At 42.1% G+C, this 19,251-nt stretch carries 13 protein-coding genes; 8 read left to right on the top strand and 5 right to left on the bottom strand.

Translation table 11 applies throughout. The features are described 5' to 3' along the window. Nucleotides 1-51 precede the first annotated feature (51 nt). Complete coding sequence (locus HMPREF2794_RS05960; RefSeq protein ID WP_010537916.1) at nt 52-837, top strand: patatin-like phospholipase family protein; 786 nt, start codon at nt 52-54, stop codon at nt 835-837. 8 nt (nt 838-845) lie between these two features. On the opposite strand, the gene HMPREF2794_RS05955 is transcribed toward HMPREF2794_RS05960, so the two are convergent. Continuing rightward, a complete protein-coding gene (locus HMPREF2794_RS05955; RefSeq protein ID WP_070751143.1) occupies nt 846-1,733 on the bottom strand; it encodes an SDR family NAD(P)-dependent oxidoreductase in 888 nt (295 codons plus the stop codon). A gap of 553 nt (nt 1,734-2,286) precedes the next feature. Here HMPREF2794_RS05955 and HMPREF2794_RS05950 point away from each other — a divergent pair. Continuing rightward, nucleotides 2,287-3,813, top strand: coding sequence for a fimbrillin family protein (locus tag HMPREF2794_RS05950; RefSeq protein WP_010537918.1), 1,527 nt, complete (start codon nt 2,287-2,289; stop codon nt 3,811-3,813). Between the two features lie 129 nt (nt 3,814-3,942). Here HMPREF2794_RS05950 and HMPREF2794_RS05945 read toward each other — a convergent pair whose 3' ends face one another. From HMPREF2794_RS05945 to HMPREF2794_RS05930, 4 genes are read right to left on the bottom strand one after another with little or no spacing between them, the layout of a single operon-like run. After that, entirely contained in the window at nt 3,943-7,812 is a 3,870-nt protein-coding gene (locus HMPREF2794_RS05945; RefSeq protein ID WP_070751142.1) for a family 78 glycoside hydrolase catalytic domain, read from the bottom strand. A gap of 33 nt (nt 7,813-7,845) precedes the next feature. Beyond that, nucleotides 7,846-9,309: a glycoside hydrolase family 140 protein gene (locus HMPREF2794_RS05940; protein WP_070751141.1), complete on the bottom strand. Its 1,464-nt coding sequence runs from the start codon at nt 9,307-9,309 to the stop codon at nt 7,846-7,848. A 54-nt stretch (nt 9,310-9,363) separates the two neighbouring features. Then, the gene (locus tag HMPREF2794_RS05935) at nt 9,364-10,572 is read right to left on the bottom strand and encodes a glycoside hydrolase family 88/105 protein (RefSeq protein WP_055270776.1); all 1,209 of its coding nucleotides are present in this window, start codon (nt 10,570-10,572) and stop codon (nt 9,364-9,366) included. A 13-nt stretch (nt 10,573-10,585) separates the two neighbouring features. Further along, the gene (locus tag HMPREF2794_RS05930; RefSeq protein ID WP_168166584.1) at nt 10,586-13,054 is read right to left on the bottom strand and encodes a glycoside hydrolase family 95 protein; all 2,469 of its coding nucleotides are present in this window, start codon (nt 13,052-13,054) and stop codon (nt 10,586-10,588) included. A gap of 227 nt (nt 13,055-13,281) precedes the next feature. On the opposite strand from HMPREF2794_RS05930, the gene HMPREF2794_RS05925 reads away from it, so the two are divergent. The 6 genes from HMPREF2794_RS05925 to HMPREF2794_RS05900 all read left to right on the top strand — a co-directional run. After that, on the top strand, nt 13,282-14,280 hold the full coding sequence (locus HMPREF2794_RS05925) for a quinone-dependent dihydroorotate dehydrogenase (protein ID WP_055270746.1): 999 nt from the start codon (nt 13,282-13,284) through the stop codon (nt 14,278-14,280). Between the two features lie 5 nt (nt 14,281-14,285). Beyond that, complete coding sequence (locus HMPREF2794_RS05920) at nt 14,286-15,074, top strand: alpha/beta hydrolase (protein ID WP_070101333.1); 789 nt, start codon at nt 14,286-14,288, stop codon at nt 15,072-15,074. A 67-nt stretch (nt 15,075-15,141) separates the two neighbouring features. Then, a complete protein-coding gene (locus HMPREF2794_RS05915) occupies nt 15,142-15,933 on the top strand; it encodes a head GIN domain-containing protein (protein WP_055270748.1) in 792 nt (263 codons plus the stop codon). Between the two features lie 232 nt (nt 15,934-16,165). Continuing rightward, on the top strand, nt 16,166-16,894 hold the full coding sequence (locus tag HMPREF2794_RS05910) for a nitroreductase family protein (protein WP_010537926.1): 729 nt from the start codon (nt 16,166-16,168) through the stop codon (nt 16,892-16,894). 546 nt (nt 16,895-17,440) lie between these two features. Further along, on the top strand, nt 17,441-18,175 hold the full coding sequence (locus HMPREF2794_RS05905; protein ID WP_055270782.1) for a DUF5131 family protein: 735 nt from the start codon (nt 17,441-17,443) through the stop codon (nt 18,173-18,175). A 137-nt stretch (nt 18,176-18,312) separates the two neighbouring features. Further along, on the top strand, nt 18,313-19,251 hold a 939-nt coding region (locus tag HMPREF2794_RS05900), incomplete at its 3' end, for a beta-L-arabinofuranosidase domain-containing protein (protein ID WP_210403594.1).

Here is a 19,251-nt window from a genome sequence, read left to right as displayed (position 1 = left end):
TTTCGCAGGAAATGTGTTAATTTGTAGACAACTAACAGAAACGTATAGTATATGAATAAGCAAAAAGTCGCATTAGTACTTTCTATGGGTGGTGCACGGGGTATTGCACATATTGGAGCCATCGAAGAATTGCTCCGTCATAATTATGAGATAACTTCTATTGCAGGAAGTTCAATGGGAGCGATGGTAGGAGCGATGTATGCTTCGGGAAAGATGGAGGAGTGTAAAGAATGGTTGTATAGCTGGGATAAGCGTAAAATGTGGGAACTGGCCGACTTAACCTTAAGTCGGGACGGGCTGGTAAAAGGTGACCGCTTCATTAAAGAATTAAAACAGATCATTCCGGATATGAATATCGAAGACCTGCCGATTCCTTATGTGGCAATGGCTACGGATATTGTATGTGATCAGGAAGTAAGGTTTGACAGAGGAAGTCTGCATGAGGCCATCCGGGCATCCATTTCTATTCCGATGGTTTTCCGTCCGTTGCGGAAAGATGGTATGGTATTGATTGACGGGGGAATTTTAAATCCTCTTCCGCTGAAGCATGTGCAGCGTACTGAAGGGGACATCCTGATTGCAGTGGATGTAAATGCCCCGATTGATTGTGGCAAGAAAAAGAAGATGAGTCCTTACAATCTATTGACAGAATCCTCAAGAATGATGATGCAACAAATCACCCGTTACCAGATAGATCGTTGTCAACCTGATATTTTGATTGAGATGTCCGGCAATGCTTATGATATGCTTGCATTCAATCACGCAGCTTCTATTGTGAAAACCGGGGTTGAAGTTACCAAAAGTGCATTGGATGGAATCGGTAGAAAGGAGTCATAAGCCTTTATCTATTCTGTATATATCATCTTTTTAGTCATTCCTCCGTCAATAGTGATATTCTCGCCATTGATAAAGTCGTTCTCATCCTGACAAAGGAATAGGCACATACGTGCAATATCTTCGGGTTTGCCTACCCGCTTAGAGGGATGCTGCATATGGTCTTCCGGTCGGAGTTGATCATAATTTTGTGTTTGTATCCATCCCGGAGCAATGGAATTTACAGTAATATTCCATTCTGACAGTGATGTTGCCAATGCATGTGTAAGCGAATAAATGCCACCTTTTGAGGCAGCATAGCCTTCACTTCCCGATTCGCTCATCAGATATCTTGTAGAGCAAATATTGATAATTCTTCCATATACATTAGGAGTGGACAGACCTTTACGATGGATAGCGAGTGCACGTGAGGTGATGAAAACCGGACGCAGATTGATAGACAGGATTTTGTCGAAATCTTCCACGCTTGTTTCTGTGATAGGAGAGAACTTGCTGATACCTACGTTGTTGACTATAATATCGATATCTCCCCATTCTTTCAGAATATGTTGCATACAACTTTCAAGTGCATCTTTATCACTGACATCGACCGGATAGAATGTAGCTCCGCTATTTTGAGCTATTTGTTGTCCTGCTACTTCGTTAATATCACAGAAAGCGACTTGATGCCCGGCTTGGCAGAAAGATGCTACGATAGCCTTGCCGATACCTTCAGCTCCGCCTGTAACGAACACCCTTCTTTTCAAGCAGTTCGGCTTTGAAGTAATTACAGTCGGTTGTTCTGATTTTATCTGGTTAGTTGATGGCGATTTCTTTTTACCATATTTTTGCGCTTGTTTCCAAGCTGCTTTTCTCGCCTCGTATTGCTCTTGCTGTCTTTCTATATAATTGTCTGCCATGAGTTCTTCATTTTTAAATCTGAGGAACAAAAATAATATATTTATTCGAAAAGGCAAAATTACTCAAGAGTCATTATAATGGCTGCTGAAAATCAGTGCTTTGAAGAAAAATGAGCAACTTTTAACCTTAAAGCTAAGCATAATAATATCCCTTGCTTGGGTTGGTGTTATATTATGAATATGAATAAGTAATTCCCCAATAATCTAGAACATTGATGTTTACATTATCATTGATCATGAATTTGATAACTTTATAACGCCGAACTTCTGAGGAAATAAACCTTATAATGATCTATTTTTTTTATATTATCTAGAGATTTCTATTGGCAGGTAATTAAAATATGAGACTTTTTTACTTGCATATAGTGTTAAAAATATCAAACTGTTAGTGGTTATGAATAATGTTAAACGTCTTAAAAACAGTTCTAGCTTCTGATATCGAGAGGAATTTCATATTAGGTAGTACTCTTTATAATGACCATGCAAAGAACATGTCGGATAAGAATTCTACCCGTGTCATCTTGACTTTTTAATAATATATAGAAAAAAGAGTATGAAAAAGAATTTGAAGTATTTGTTGTTGCTCTCGTTATTATCCTTCATGGCTTGCAATGGTGATGAAAAAATAGATTCGGGTATGGTGCAGCAAGACGGTGAAGCATTGCAACTGAATGTTCGTGTTGGTGATTTTGCTATTAACGATATCTCCAATATTCGTGTCACGGATAGCGGAAGTGCAACCACTTTCGAAAATGGGGATCGTATCGGTGTCATTGTGCTGGATGCAGATAATAATGTACTATCCGACAACATACCTTACAAATATGATGGTAGCATTTGGAGCTTCGACAGCAGCAATGGTGAAGGAAAAACAGCCATATACTACGACAATAAAGCCACGGTTTACTTTGCCTACTTTCCGTATAGTAAGGAAGCGGATAATGTGATTAACATAGATGGTCTAAAAGGAATATTCTTACCGGAGGGTGATCAACGCAGCAAGGATGCCTACCGTGCTTCCGATTTGTTGGTATGGAGTGACACGAGTGGTAGACCGCTAAAAAAATTAGATATACTATTTGAACATGCTTATTCCTTACTTTCGTTGTCTCCTTCCATAAAATGCAAAATTAATGGAAGGAGGGACTTTACTTATGTTCCTTCTTCCATTAGTGATGTGAGTTTCAATATCGGAACTGAGTCTCTTTTCCCTTACCAGGTGAATGACGGCAGTTATCAGGTAATTATTTCTCCGAAAAGGGCAAAGGTTCATTGGCTTTATGAATATAACAAAGAGATGTATAGTGGTGCGATGCCCTATACAGATTTATCTGCCAATACCTGTTATACATTTACCCCGATTTTAAAAGATATAGGTGATTATACATTGGATAAAGTTCAAATGGGCGATTTTTATTGCAAGGATGAAAGTAATAACGGCTATTTGATTCCCGGCGATGTTACTGCTCTTTCCGCAGATATGGACTGCTTGGGTATCGTTCTGAAGTCGGGTAAAGACAGTGGAGGCGAATGGGTAGATTATTGTAAATACAAACAGAAAGATGGTATAACAGAGATGCATACCGTGCATGGTTACGTTCTTGCGCTTTATGATGCCAATGGAGGAAATGCTTGTACATGGGGGCTTTGGAGTCTTGCTGCTATAGACAGCGGTGAGCCGAGTATCGGTTTCTACGGTTATAAGAATACACAAAGAATCATTTCGTTTGCAGAAAGTGAGAATAGAACTTTAAAGGATGTTTTTCCCACTGTCTATTGGATAACGGATGGTACGGAAGGCTATGAATATAGTTATCCTGCCCCTGCGAATAGTAGTGGCTGGTTTTTACCCTCGCTAGGTCAATGTTGGTATTGGATGTACAATAAGGCTAATCTTTTATCCGCTATCAAGAAAGCTACTGGGGATAATGACTATGGGTGGAAATTGGGGTATTGGTCAAGTTCGGAGGACGGCTACGATCCGTTTCTCAACGCATACTATGCCGACACCTACGTCGGTGCCATGGATTGGGACTATAAGATCAGCAAACTTTATGTCCGTGCGTGTCTTGTTTTTTGATTTGTGGTGTATGCTATTTATTCGGTAAAGGAATATTGATAAACCTGTAAATAATAAAAATACCGCGCTGACACGATAATTGTCAGTGCGGTATAATTATAACAGAGAATCTGTTTTTTTATTCAGCTACTACTTAAGCTTTGACGGATCTATTTCCGCATACTTAATCCGTTGGCGACGCCAAGTATAAATCGCATGTAACTTGCCGTCTTTACCTTGAATAATACTTGGATAGGAATATTGGCTGATAGGACTATCTTCCAGTGTAAGGACAGGTTTCCAATGAATGCCATCCTCTGAAATGGCAACACATAGTGGAGTACGAGGTCCTTTCGGTGTACCGGGCTGTGTTGAGAAATTGTTGTAAATGAGTATGTGACGTCCGTCACTCATCGTTACAGCATCTGTTCCGGAATTATTGTTCGGGACATTGCTCAATGTCACTTTATTCCATGTTTCACCATTGTCGCTACTCCAGGCTGTTGCCAATAATGCATTACGTGTACGGCAAAGTACTTGTAATCTTCCATCCTTATGTTTTAGAATACTGGGTTGGATGGCGAGAATCGGCTGTGCACCTTTCCCTTGGATAGCTTCTCCTGCCTCTTGGTCATCTACGTTAATACCACCTTTTTTACGATTCTGAGTCGGAACAGACAACTCTGCCGGTACTGATTCCGTCGTTTTCCAAGTTTTACCTTTATCATCCGAATATTCAAAATGGATGCGCCATCCTCCTTTTCCTTCCCTGCTTGATGGACAGATGATACGCCCATTGATGTATTCGGGTTTGTTCTTGATAGGACCTAAAAATCCTTGGGGGAGTGCTTCACGCTTGCTCCATGTTTTACCTCCGTCTTTGGAACGAACCAACCATCCGGTCCAGTCGGCTACACTTAATCCTATTTTATAGAATAAGATCAAGTCACCTCCGGGTATTTGGAATAATACTGGGTTCCAGCATGCTTTTCTGCGGGCTGTCAGTTTCCCTTTTGTGTCCTTTACAGGTGTGCAGGCAGTGTCGATGCCTGCAATCTCAGCATTAGGATCATTGAGTGCAAACACACCGTCAGCTGCAAGTTTGGGAGCTGTCCATTCTTTTGCCCCTTTGGCTTTGCGGCATACCCAGATGCAACAATCCGGATTACGTTCTTTGGTACCACCGAAGAAAGAAGCTACCAAGTCACCGTTTTTCAACTCCACAATGGTTGCCCCGTGACATTCGGGGAAAGAAGCTTTTTCATATAGAAATTCATCACTGATGATGGCGGCGTTCCGTGTTGGTATATCTACGCTGAAATGATATTTGCCGGAACCTATTTTTTCTTTTCGTCCATCCGGCAGGTGCACTTCTCCTGTTGTATTGGCAGGAAGTTCGATATCCCATTCCAGATGCATGGGAGTCTTTTTCCATTGGCTGGTAATCTTTCCATAGATACTCATATAAGAAGCATCCACGTTACTCAATTCCTGAATTTCAAAAGCAGGCTGGAAAACAATATGTTTATAGCCGGATTTCCAACGGTCGGCACGGATACCAGCCAGATTATTGAAGCACCAGGGAAGTAGGTCGCCTAAGAGCATCACGTGGTTTCCACTGTTCATACCTGGATTTGCAGTATCACCGTTCCAAAGCTCCCAGATGGTAGTGGCACCTTGTGCAGCCATATACCCCCACGAAGGATATGTATCATTGGTGGCTAAGAGATATGCTACATCTGCATGCCCCCTACGGCTCAATTCACGCATTAGCCATTGTGTACCGATTACTCCGGTACTGATATGTCCTTTATTCGTTGTAATAATGGTCGTAACGGCATTCTTGGCCACTTCCTTAATGTATGGCTTGGGCACAAGACCGAAGGCTAACGGTAAAATATTCGCTGTTACAGTATTATTGCCATAGAAAATACTATCCGGATACAATGTATGACCGGGTACGAGCGATGTTCCTTCCTTCGCATGAAGAAAACGCGCATTAAACGCATCTTTCATTTTATGTTCCAGGTCTTCCCACTCTTTAGCGTCGGCTGTTAACCCTTGAATGCTGGCAAAACGATGCATTAATTGCAATACTTTCAGGTAATAAGCGGTAGCTATCAGTGCACCATCCGTTTTGCGGGCAGGATCTTGGCTATGAATCATTTCTAACGATTCGGGAGGAACGCACCAGTCACCATATTTGTCTTTGGTTATAATGTAATCCTTTGTCATATAATACTCACGGATATGAGATACCCATTTTTTGATAGCAGGATAATTATCTTCTATCGGGCGTTTGTCTCCATAGTTGGTAAAGAGCATATCGCAGACCAAGGGTAGGGTAGCGGGCCAGGTCACATTATCCGAATAGTAATTCCAAAAAGCCGGAGCTACATCGGGGATGCATCCGTCTTCGCGCTGTGCTTCGCGGATATCACGTGCCCATTTGTTGTACATCGCATGATTGTCGAAGAACATGCTTTCACCCCAGCAACCCATTGCATGATCGCCTAGCCAAGGCTGGCGTTCGTTACGTTGCGGGCAGTCTACCGGCATCCCTTTATAATTGCTCCGGATGCCCCAGAATGCGTTGCGTATGATCTGATTTAATGTCTCGTCTGAACAGGAGAAAGAACCGACATGATCCATTTCGTCTTCTACGACTTCCACAGTGAAATCTTCTACTTTTGCATCGGGATACCCACTGATTTCCACATAGCGGAAACCATGATACACAAAACTGGGAGCCCAGGTTGCACCTTGCGGTTCATGTCCGCTAACTACATATATATCCGTACAATGCGCATCGCGCAGATTCTTCGTAAAGATTTCCCCATTTGATTCTAAACGCTCTGCGAAATGAAGGCGAATACTGTCGCCTGCCTGACCTTTGATACGGAAGCGTACCCATCCTGCCAGATTTTGGCCGGTATCCATAATGTATTTATCACCAAGTTTCTTGATAGAAAGCGGCTTTAGAGTTTCCGTTACTTTCATGCCCGGCATCATCTGTGCACGTAATGTTCCACTGGGAATGCTGACGCGTTGGGCAGGTGTCCACCCCTTATCATCGTATCCTGTCAACGTCCAGTTTCCCAATTCTTTGCGTGCGTCATATTCTTCGCCATCATACTCGTTGTTGCTGCGGACCGGTCCTTCAGTCGTTAATTTCCAAGAGATGTCCGAGACGATTGTTTCTTTGTTTCCATCCGTATACTCTACAATCAGATTCAGGCGAAGCTTCGGATAGCCGAAAGTAGGTATTTTATACGGTTTGTAATTCTGGCGCATGGTATAAAAACGACCGTTGCCTAAGGTTACTCCGATTGCATTTTCTTTCTGAAGCTGAGACGTGACATCATAAGTATTATATAGAATTGTTTTCCGGTAATCGGTAGGGGCAGGTGCCAGCACTTGGTCACCAATACGTTGTCCGTTGATGAATAACTCATACAGCCCCATTCCGGCAACGTGCACCATGGCTCGTTTCACCTCTTTCTTCAATGCAAATTCTTTGCGAAGATAACGGGCTGCCAAGCGGCTCCATTGAGTTTCACTATCGCCCGGAGCTGCCCGGTCCAAACCAATCCATTGGCCTCTCCAGTCTGCTTCATTGAATAACCCCATGCTCCAGAAAGCCGGGTTACTCCAGTTCGCTTCTCCTTTATTGGTATATACTTTTACTTTCCAGTAATAGGGAGCATTGCACTTCAGTGGTTCTCCCTGATAGGTAATCCATTGGGAAGCATCCGTTTCTATTTTTCCGGAATCCCACATATCTCCTTTTCCTTGTGCCAATAGCTCCGGGGAAGATGCAACAAGAATGTGATACGCAGTTTGCATCACATTCTGTTCATCCGACTCGATACGCCAACCCAGTCGGGGCTGGCGTGTATCGATGCCTAATGGATTCTTTAGCTGCTCTGTCCGCAGGTTGGTTACGTCTATGGCTGCACGTAATGAACCTGCTCCAAGAAGCAGTAAAGAAAATAATAATAGTTGTATTTTCTTATTCATGAGTGTAAATTAGATAAAGAGAGTGATTACTAATTAGACTCCGGCACCTTGGCGGTCCGGAAGTTCTGTCCAATCCTTATTCACATAGTCTTTACTACTGTCTACTACAATAAGGATATGATCGTTTCCGCTGCTGTAACCGCTGTCATGCTGGAACTTGTGCACACCGTTATCAAACTCACCGATGTATTCCAGTTTGCCATCTTTGGTAGTGTACCACCAGGCATTCTTTTTAGCACCACTAATTTTGCTGAAATCAACTTCCATCGGACGTCCGGTATAGTTATATACCATCAGATAATCATTACCGCGTGTCGCAATGGCACGGTCATACCGTTCACCGTTTTGTCCGGCAATGATAGATTGATCCGGTACGCGTTCGAAGAATGGGAAAGTCAGCATCAGATTCTTCAAATACTTCATTTGATTGTATCCGGGATCATTCAAAGCATCATACCAAGGTTTCTTAGCACCATAAGCACCGCCTACACCCGGTTTGATAAATTGCATAATAGAATTGTGACCATAGGTATGTCCGAAAGAACCGGCAAATACAGACCAATAAGCATATCGACGTACATCATAATCTTTCCATAATAATTCATTCTCGTCATGCAGGCCGTGAGGTATTTCCTCGTAGATGGGTTCACCGTCTATGACAGGTTTCATGGGTTTCATAGCCATACTGCGTTCTACAAAGCGCCAGTTGTCTTCTTCCGTATTTTCTTCAATAGGATAGTCGCCGTCGCCGAAACGTTGCCCATAACGGCGGTGTCCGCTTTGGAACATATTGAAATCCAGCCAGGGAGCATTGTTGAACCAAGTTGCAGAAGTCGTTCTGCCACGTGGATGGAATGTCATCAGATGATTTTTATCAATTGCCTTGATGGAGGTTGCCAAGGCTTCCCATTCGGCAGTTTTCACATCACCACGGATATCACCGCCGATAAACCAGATAATATTAGGCTCATCTTTATAACGTTCCGCCAAGAACTTACCATAAGCTTTTGCCTGATCTACATTCATTTCACCATGACTTACCGGACTTCCCCAGATGCAGACCATACCGATATAGAGACCCTTTTTGGCTGCTGTGCGGATAATGTAATCCATGTGATCCCAATAACCGTATACACCTTTCTGATTGATATTTTTGAAGTTATAACCATCAATTATAGAGTATTGACCGTAAATATTCATAGACGGGACATTATTCAATGTTTGAACTTGAATCACATTATATCCGCGGCGTTTACATTGTTCCAGATAATATTCGGCTTCGTCACGATTCAGGCGTTCGGGCAATAACCATCCGGTTTCTCCTAACCAGAAGAAAGGAGCACCATTTTCGTGTTTCAGATAACGTCCTTCTTCAGAAACAACGAGCTTGCCGTTGCTCCATGGGATATACGTTTTTTGTGTTTTCTTCTGTGCTGAGACAGTGGTTGCCAATGTTAACAGCAACAATAAGAGAGGAAGGATCTTGAATTTTCTCATTGTATTCTATTGTTTTCTTAGTTTAAATACGAATTAAAATTATGCTGATGCGGATTAGTTCGATTTCGCCGTCAGATTCTCAAATTCAATGGCAGCCAATATAAAAGAACCTACTGACTTCGGATCATTCTCTATAACCGGTTCGCCGATATAATATTCAAATGAACCGTCACGATATCTTTTCGAGTCTCCACCCAGTCCTGCTACCGCACAACAATTGGTGATCGTGTAGCTACCGTCTTCTTCGAGACGGGTAAATGTATTGACCATTCCATCAAAAGCTTTGCGGGTAGGTTCGATGTATTCATTGCCGATATATCCTTTGTTAATAGCTTTGGCAAGTGTGTAGACAAATAAGGCAGTTGCCGAAGATTCCAGATAATTTCCTTCACGCGCTCCCTGATCCGTCACCTGATACCAAGTACCGGACTGAGGGTCCTGATATTTCACCAATGTTTTTGCCAGTCCCTGAAGAATCTGTATTACGCTGTCGCGTCCGATGGTTTCCTGTGGCAGATAATCCAGTACATCCACTATGGCAGCTCCATACCATCCAATGCTGCGACTCCAGAAGTTAGGTGAACAACCTGTTTCGGGATTTGCCCATTTCTGCTCACGGCTTTCATCCCATCCGTGATAGTAAAGTCCTGTGGCAGGATCATAGGTCTTATGGGCTATTAAAAGTATCTGCTTCACGGCTTCATCATATAGGGCAGATTCCTGAAAAGTAGTACCATACTGTACTAAATAAGGAGAAGCCATAAAAATACCATCCAGCCACATCTGATGAGGATATCTTAACTTATGCCAGAATCCTCCTTCACTTGTACGGGGTTGCTCTGCCATTTGTTTACGCAAGGTATCCATGGCTATTTTATATCGTTCGTCTCCTGTCTTTGCATACAGGTCGAAAAGAATCTTTCCGCCATTCACATTATCAATATTGAATGAAAGGTATTTCATTGTTTTGATACGTCCGTCAGTATCAACCAGACTGTCTGCATAGATTTTGGCATACTCATAATAGGTACTGTCTCCCGTATGTTTCCATTCTTCCAACATCGATTTTACTACGAGCCCGTGGGTATATCCCCAACGTGGTTTCTTGGCTTTTTCAATCATCCAGGGTTCGGGAAAACGTTGCATTTCAGAACGTGCCATACGTTCGCTCCATTTTTCAGTTTCTGTTTTTTGAGGTGCTGTGCATGCGATGAAGCAAGCGACTCCACAAGCAACAGTCAGTTTTAATAAGTTTCTGTTCATATCAGTAGAGTTATTATTTTCCAATCAGTATATATTCTTCTCCTGCTTTGGTGGGCAAGTCATATAAATATGTTTTTGCAATTTCCACTTTATTCAGGTTGGCTTTCTCATTAACCAAAGGTTTGGGAATCGTGGGGACTGCGTAGAGAGGGTGCGGATTTTCTCCTTTGGCACGTTTCAAGCCTTTGCCGGTTAGCGGGTTGAGTGAACGCAGACGGCAGTTTCCACCTTTATGAGATTTCACAACCAGACGATTTACTTTTCCATTCTTCCAGTCCAAATCGAGTTCGAAACCTCCACGGGCGATAATACCTTTGACAGAACCGTCTTTCCAAAGAGTAGGAAGTGCCGGAAGCAAGTAGATAAAACCATCGTAACTTTGCATCAACATTTCGGCTATTCCCGCGGCGCAACCGAAGTTTCCGTCAATCTGGAAAGGTGGGTGTGCGTCGAACAGGTTAGGGTAGGTACCTCCTTTTTTCTTTTCGTTACGTACCAAAGTTAATTGGTCGGCTATTAGTTCATAGGCATGGTCACCATCAAGGAGTCGTGCCCATAAGCATACTTTCCATCCCATGCTCCATCCGGTAGACGGGTCTCCGCGGTGAATGAGGGAAGTGCGTGCCGCATCGAATAGTTCCGGAGTACGGTAAGGAGAAATCTGGTTGCTGGGGAATAGTCCGTACAGATGGGATACATGGCGATGTACATCGTTCGGGTCATCCCAGTCGAACATCCATTCCTGCAATTGTCCCCAATGTCCTACTTGCATGGGAGCCATTTCTTTGAGGCGTTGCTCCAGATGAGCTGCAAATTCTTTATCCGTATTCAGAATTTGGGAAGCTAAAATAATAGCGGTCCAAAGATCGAATATCAATTGATTGTCCATTGTGCATCCGGCAGCTGTAGTTGCCTTTCCGTTGCTACCGGAATGTACATTCTCCGGTGAGTTGCTCGGGCAGACTATCAGCCAGTTGTGTACAGGTTCTTTCACCATAATCTCATCAAAGAATAGTCCGGATTCTTTTAATATCGGGTAAATGGAACGAAGGAACTCAATGTCTCCGGTATACAGATAGTGTTCCCAAAGATGACGGCACAACCATGCACCACCACTGGGCCACATGCCCGAAGGCGCTTTGTCGAGTGCTCCTGTAATGCGCCATATATCTGTGTTATGATGTAATACCCATCCATTAGCTCCATACATGACTTTGGCTGTTTCCTTTCCGCTTTCACTAACCTCTTTTATAAGTCGGAAAAAAGGTTCGTTCAGTTCACTTAGATTAGTCACTTCCGATGGCCAGTAATTCATTTCCAGATTGATATTACAGGTATATTTGCTATCCCATGAGGGGAATAATTTATCATTCCAGATGCCCTGTAGATTTGCAGGCTGCCCGCCGGGTTGTGAAGAGCAGATTAACAGATAGCGCCCGAACTGAAAGTAAGTGGCAACCAAATGTGCATCATGGGTCTCTTTGAAATTCTCCACGCGTTTGTCGGTTGTCACATTCTTATATAGGTCTTCTCCTAAATCCAGAGATACTCTGGTCAGATACCGACGATAAAAATCCACATGATTCTTCTTGGATTCTGCGAAAGAATGAAGCAATGCTTCGGACAAATAACTCTTTGCACGTTCTGCCTGATTGCCTGTGATATCCAGATAGTTATTGAAATTAGTGGCTATAGACACATAGATCGTAGCTTCATCGGCTCCTTCGACAGAAAGAATACCGTCAGCACAAGCTATTTTTCCTCCTTGATTCCGGGCGGTTAGTCTGCCTTGAAATTCAACTTTCCCTTTCAGTCCTTCATGCAGGGAAGATACTCCTGAAAGTGTTACACAGTTCCCTTCTTCAGAGTTAATCATTACATCCTGATGGGGTGAAGTGAGCTGTGCGTTGAAGGTTATTTGTCCCGGACGGTTGGCAGTCAGCCGTATCATCACTACCTGATCGGTGAATGAGGTGATCGTTTCACGCTGATATCGCACTCCGTCTACTTCATAGCGGACGATGACACGTGCAGAGTCTAAACTTAATTCCCGATAATAGTCAGAGTAACGGGTATGTCCGGGAAAGGCTATTCGCAGGTCACCGAAACTCTGGTAAGGCATTCCCGAATTTGTTTTTGCCATTACTTTTTCAGTGGCTAGCGTCTGTGCTTCCAGATACTTTCCGGCAAAAACAAGTTCACGCACCTTCGGGATATACTCCAATGCGTCCGGATTTGCATTGTTGTTGGGGCGTCCTGCCCAAATGGTTTCTTCGTTTAGTTGTATTTGTTCTGTGCCGGGCGTTCCATATACCATAGCCCCCAGACGCCCGTTTCCCAAGGGTAAAGCTTCGGTCCATACCTGTGCGGGACGGTCATACCATAGCTTATATTCCTGCGTAGGTATCTTCTTCTCCTGTGCATGGATACAGCCCACAGACACCATGACAAACAGATATCCGATAAATCTCTTTTTATTCATTTTCATCCAATCGCTTTTATACTTTTATAAAAGGACGATCGGAAGTGATTTTTGTACCCAGTATACAGGTTATAAGAGGCGGGGATAATTAAAAGTTATCGGGCATAAAAAAAACGAACTTCAATATCTGCTTAAAAAGGACTTACTTTGCAGGTGGAAAAGCACGGTGGAAAAGTAATTTTTCAAGTGCGGACCTATATGTTTAATTAATAAACAGATAATTGAAAATGTATAATTTAATCGTTAGACCGTTGTTATTTCGCATTGATCCCGAAAAAGTACATCGAATACTTTTGAACTGGCTGAAATTCTACCGTTATCTGCTTCCGTTAAGAAGTTGTGTGAGAGGACACTATAAAGTTTTTGCCCCCTTTTCATACGGAAATCTGCACTTTAAAAATCGGGTAGGCTTGTCTGCCGGATTCGATAAAAATGCGGAAACGTTTGATGAGTTGGCAGACTTTGGTTTCGGTTTTCTGGAAGTGGGCACTATAACTCCCGATAGTCAGCCGGGAAATCCTTCTCCCCGTATCTTACGGCTGGTGAAAGATGAATCACTGATCTCGCGTACCGGTTTCAATAATTGCGGTGTTGATATTACTCTGGAACATATTCGAAAGAATAGAAAACATTCATACATGCTCGGAGTAAATATCAATAAGAATCCACTTTCTGCCGGTGAACAGATCATCAAAGATTTTGAGTTGGTTTTCACCCGCTTGTATGAAAGTGTAGATTATTTTACGTTAAACTGGGGCAGTATCGATCATGAATCATTTGCTAAAGTTTTAGAAAACCTCACAACATTTCGTCAGACAGCGAACAAACGGTGCAGTATTTTCATTAAACTTCCAGCGGATATAGATGAAAGGGCATTGGACCTGGTCATTTCCCTCGCATGTAAATATTCCATAGAAGGCTTTATAGCCACAGGTCCGACAATGGACCGTTCGGAATTGCATCAGACAGAAACAAAACAGTTGGAAAAGATTGGCAACGGTGGTGTCAGTGGTCGGGGGATTGGTAAGAAATCGCAGCATGTAGTGCGCTATCTGTCCAAGCATACCGACCATCACTTTTTGATTATCGGAGCAGGAGGGATAATGACAGCGGAGGATGCAGCTGATATGGTTTCTCAAGGGGCTGATATGGTACAGATTTATTCGGCATTCATTTATTCAGGTCCGTCCATTGTTCATCAAATAGGGAAGAAACTTAAATATTAATTGATATGAAGAAATTAATTTGTATGAGTCTGTATGACGACTTATCCATGACGACCTATAATTTGTCAGAAGTGGACAATGCCGAATTGACCGGAATCGTAGAAAATGCTCCCGAAGGAACTTTATTTGTTTTCACTTGTGACAAGCCTGATGGCAGTAGTGTTATAGTGTGTCCCGGAGGTGGCTTTCTGAAGACTAATCTGGAACATGAAGGTACTGATTTTGCCGAATGGTTTACGAAGCAGGGAATTACATATATTGTCTTTAAATATAGAATGCCTCATGGTAATCCTGATGTTCCTGGACAGGATATTCAGTTGGCATTGAAAGTGGTGCGAGAAAAAATTCCCGAGTTTTGCGATAAATTGGGAGTTATGGGTGCTTCTATCGGAGGATATCTGGCAACTTGTGCAGCTACTCTTTTACCGGATGATGAAAAGCCGGATTTCCAAATCCTGATGTATCCGGTAGTGAGTGTAGACGATCGCCTGACACATCTTCCTTGTCGAGAACGAATGTTTGGCAATTCCTACTCACCGGATAAAATAGAGCAGTATTCACCGATTGAGCACGTTACTTCCGGTTCACCAGTCGCTTTCATCGTAGCAGCTGCGGACGATGCTGTGGTAAGTCCTCTGAATAGCATTTTGTATGCAGCCAGATTACAGAAAATAGAGATTCCTATCTCCCTGCACATTTATCCTACAGGAGGACATGGATTCGGCTATAATGATAGTTTTGTGTACAAACAGAAGTGGCTTCAAGAGCTTGGGGAATGGTTGGCAAAATTATAATTCTTTTCTTGTAAATTGAAATATACTTCCTATATTTGTCATTCAGAATATTTAATGAAAAGAAATTATGAAAAAATTAAAGGTTATATCTATGTTGGTGGTGCTGATGTTCCTGTTTATTATAGGAATACAGGCACAGACCGTTACTCCCAGTAAAAAATATATCACGAAGGAACTGAACAACGTAAGCAACTTTAGTTCAATCAGAGTATTAGGCAGCCCCGATGTTGAATATCGTCAGAGTAGTGGCTCTAAAACGACAATTTCTGTATATGGTTCGGATAATTTGGTAGATTTACTGGAAGTCTCTACTGTGAATGGAGTATTGCAGGTGAATATCAAAAAAGGAGTTAAGATTCTTAGTGGAGAACGTCGTTTGAAAGTGATAGCTTCTTCTCCTTCATTGAATCAGGTAGACATTAAAGGTTCGGCAGATGTATATCTGAAAGGTACTATCAAAGGAAATGACTTGAATTTGAATATAACTGGTTCAGGAGATATCGAAGCGGAAAATCTGCAATATACTAATGTATATGCTTGGGTAAAAGGAAGCGGAGACATTGACTTGAAGAATGTGAAAGCTACTATTGTAATGTCAGAAGTTAACGGTTCGGGTGATATCAATATGAAAGGTTCGGCACAAAAGGCTGCGCTGACAGTAAATGGTTCCGGAGATATTGATGCTGAAAAGCTGGCTGCGACTAATGTCGTTGCTACTGTTGCCGGTTCGGGTGATATAGTTTGTTATGCTGCCGGGCAGTTGGATGCAAAGGTTAGTGGTAGCGGTGATATCGAATATAAAGGAAGTCCTTCTGTTGTAAATAAACAAGGTAAGAAGAATTCGATTACTAGCAAGTAAAAGGATACCTTATTATAGTAAGTGGGCAAATATGTGACAGATAGCATGTTTGCCCGTTTTTGTTTGTGCATTTATTAGTGTCTTATCTGAATATATGCAACGATAAAATGTTAAAAATGCAGCTAATTAAGATACAATTAACCTGCAATTCTGTTTTAATTCATATGGACTTATATCCACATCTGATATTATAGTACATTATGGAAGATTATTTAATTAAGCCAATCAGTATATGAACTTAGATGAAGTTTTAAATTACCGTCGCTCTGTACGAGTGTATGATAAAGAAAAGAAAATAGATACAGAGAGAGTGAAACATTGTCTGGAACTGGCAACTCTGGCTCCTAATAGTTCGGATATGCAACTGTGGGAGTTTTATCACATCACACAGCCCGAATTAATGGCAAAAGTTTCAAGAGCTTGCCTTGATCAGAAAGCAACTTCTACGGCTTCGCAGATTGTTGTTTTCGTGACACGTCGTGACTTGTATCGGAAACGGGCGAAGTTCGTCCTTGATTTTGAGACAGGAAATATCCGGCGGAATAGTCCTGAAGACAGGCAGGAAAAACGTATTAAAGACAGAAAACTATATTACGGGATACTGATGCCGTTTGTCTATGCCCGTTTCTGTGGTCTTTTAGGACTTTTCAGAATGTTGTTAGCTAATATTATCAGCATTTTCCGTCCTATGATGCTCGAAGTATCCGAAGGTGATGTGCGTGTGGTAGTACATAAATCCTGTGCACTTGCTGCCCAGACATTTATGATTGCTATGGCAAATGAAGGATATGATACCTGCCCTTTGGAAGGCTTGGATAGCCGGAGGCTTAAAAGGTTGCTTAAGTTACCTCATGGTGCCGAAATAAATATGGTGGTTTCTTGCGGAATACGAAATGGAAATAAAGGTATTTGGGGGGAACGCTGCAGAGTGCCGTTTGAGAAGGTTTATCGTAGAATTTAAATTAGTTCAACAGACGGAGGATAATACTAAACGGTCTTTATTAAATAATCAGATCTGCGGAGATACGTTTTGGCATACCTCCGTTTTTTGTTTTATAATCTGCCCGAGTATAGAGGCGAATATGCTTGTCAGCTTGATTTAATTGAATTTTAATAAATGAAATTTATTTTTTCGTAATTGTACAAATAACACAAAATAATGTTCACTGTGGGCTTCATTTGCTATATTCCGCAACAAAACTTGCTTAGAGTCATAGTATTAGTCACCTTTCGAAACATTTATTGTTTGTATCCGTCATGAATGGAGTTTGGCTAGTCCCCAAATATACGGATATTTGTGAAGTGAGATTTCACTATCAAAAGTATTGGTCCTTTCGGGCCGGCCGCCTGTGAAGGTAGCTCTATTGTTTGTTTTGTTTGTGTTTGGTGCATCTTTTTTCAAGCGAGAAAGAAGATGCACTATTAATTTATACCACCTAATTGTCGGATATGGGCTGAAAATTTGCCTATGAAACGAAGAAAGCATACATTTGAAGAAAAAAAGAAGATGGGTGAGAAAGCGTCGATGTGGAACTTATGGCATGGCTGTCACAAATGGAGTGAGGGCTGTCGCCATTGCTACGTATATCGCACAGATGGCAAATATGGAAAAGACAGTTCGGTTGTGACAAAGACAGAAAAGTTCGGTTTGCCCTTGCAGAAGAAAAAGAATGGAGAATATAAAATACCTTCAGGGAACTTGGTATATACCTGCTTTACTTCCGATTTTCTTATTGAAGATGCAGATAGATGGCGTGCTGAAGCATGGGAAATGATGCGGATACGGCAGGACCTTCACTTTATGTTCATAACGAAGCGGACAGAGAGACTACAGCAGTGTTTGCCACCGGACTGGGGAGATGGGTATGACAATGTGACGATTTGTTGTACCATGGAGAATCAGGACAGAGTAGATTATCGCCTGCCTATTTATAGAGAAAGTCCTATTAAACATAAAATTATTATCTGTGAACCTCTTCTTAGTTCGATTGATTTCAGAGGAGAGTTGGAAGGATGGGTAGAGCAGGTAGTAGCCGGAGGAGAGTCCGGGAAAGAAGCTCGCGTATGCAATTATGATTGGATATTGGACATTCGCCGCCAATGTGTGGAAGCGAATGTCGGTTTTTGGTTTAAACAGACGGGAAGTTATTTGTTGAAAGACGGACATGAATATAAAGTTGCCCGACAGTTCCAACATTCGCAGGCGAGGAAAGCGGAACTGAATTATACTCCTAAGAAATAACGGAAAAACATATATAAATAAAGGAATACGAAGGTTGCCGGACAGCCTTCGTTTTTTGTTTTATTGAGTACAAAATATGAATAATCACGTCTCTCTTTAAAGAGATAGTGTGTAAATTTTAAAAATATTCATATTAAATGAAACAGATAAAGCTGTTATTTCTTCTAGCTTCCGCCTCCGTCACGGGAGTATTTGCACAAAGCAATGGATTGACGGACATGAGTCAAAGCCGTTATGCCAAAATGGCGAACACCGGAATAAATGCCGTACATTGGACCAATGGATTTTGGGGAGAACGTTTTAATGTATTTAGCGGGACTTCCCTGCAGAGCATGTGGAATACCTGGAATACGCCGGAAGTTTCTCATGGTTTCCGTAATTTTGAGATTGCTGCCGGTGTATGCAAAGGAGAACATTGGGGACCTCCATTTCATGATGGAGACATGTATAAGTGGATGGAAGGGGTTGCTTCTGTGTATGCAGTCAATAAAGATCCGGAACTGGACAAGTTAATGGATAACTTTATTGCTTGCGTCGTAAAAGCCCAACGTGCAGACGGTTATATACATACACCGGTTGTTATAGAAGAACTAAACAAAGGGATCGACAGTCATACGCTGGCAGATTCTCAGCAACAGACTGTGATTGGTACGAAGGTAGGTGCAGAGGATGAGAAAGGAGCTTTTGCCAATCGATTGAATTTTGAAACTTATAATCTGGGGCATTTGATGATGGCAGGTATCGTCCACCGTCGTGCTACCGGAAAAACGACTCTTTTCGATGCAGCAGTGAAAGCTACGGATTTCCTTTGCCACTTCTATGAGACAGCTTCTGCTGAATTAGCACGCAATGCTATTTGCCCTTCACACTATATGGGAGTGGTTGAGATGTATCGTGCCACAAAAAATCCCCGTTATCTGGAACTTTCGAAGAATCTGATTAATATTCGCGGTATGGTAGAGAACGGTACGGACGATAATCAGGACCGTATCCCTTTCCGTGATCAGTATCGTGCAATGGGACATGCCGTACGTGCCAATTATCTTTATGCAGGCGTAACAGATGTATATGCCGAG

It is taken from the genome of Bacteroides sp. HMSC067B03, assembly GCF_001811315.1.
GTDB lineage: Bacteria > Bacteroidota > Bacteroidia > Bacteroidales > Bacteroidaceae > Bacteroides > Bacteroides faecis.
This window is presented reverse-complemented; position numbering and strand designations above follow the sequence as displayed.

Excerpts from the sequence above, each read along its gene's own strand:
- HMPREF2794_RS05945 (WP_070751142.1), bottom strand. The coding sequence starts at position 7,812 with ATGAATAAGAAAATACAACTATTATTATTTTCTTTACTGCTTCTTGGA.
- HMPREF2794_RS05935 (WP_055270776.1), bottom strand. The coding sequence starts at position 10,572 with ATGAACAGAAACTTATTAAAACTGACTGTTGCTTGTGGAGTCGCTTGC.
- HMPREF2794_RS05955 (WP_070751143.1), bottom strand. The coding sequence starts at position 1,733 with ATGGCAGACAATTATATAGAAAGACAGCAAGAGCAATACGAGGCGAGA.
- HMPREF2794_RS05905 (WP_055270782.1), top strand. The coding sequence starts at position 17,441 with ATGGGTGAGAAAGCGTCGATGTGGAACTTATGGCATGGCTGTCACAAA.
- HMPREF2794_RS05930 (WP_168166584.1), bottom strand. The coding sequence starts at position 13,054 with ATGAATAAAAAGAGATTTATCGGATATCTGTTTGTCATGGTGTCTGTG.
- HMPREF2794_RS05915 (WP_055270748.1), top strand. The coding sequence starts at position 15,142 with ATGAAAAAATTAAAGGTTATATCTATGTTGGTGGTGCTGATGTTCCTG.
- HMPREF2794_RS05910 (WP_010537926.1), top strand. The coding sequence starts at position 16,166 with ATGAACTTAGATGAAGTTTTAAATTACCGTCGCTCTGTACGAGTGTAT.
- HMPREF2794_RS05925 (WP_055270746.1), top strand. The coding sequence starts at position 13,282 with ATGTATAATTTAATCGTTAGACCGTTGTTATTTCGCATTGATCCCGAA.
- HMPREF2794_RS05950 (WP_010537918.1), top strand. The coding sequence starts at position 2,287 with ATGAAAAAGAATTTGAAGTATTTGTTGTTGCTCTCGTTATTATCCTTC.
- HMPREF2794_RS05920 (WP_070101333.1), top strand. The coding sequence starts at position 14,286 with ATGAAGAAATTAATTTGTATGAGTCTGTATGACGACTTATCCATGACG.
- HMPREF2794_RS05940 (WP_070751141.1), bottom strand. The coding sequence starts at position 9,309 with ATGAGAAAATTCAAGATCCTTCCTCTCTTATTGTTGCTGTTAACATTG.
- HMPREF2794_RS05960 (WP_010537916.1), top strand. The coding sequence starts at position 52 with ATGAATAAGCAAAAAGTCGCATTAGTACTTTCTATGGGTGGTGCACGG.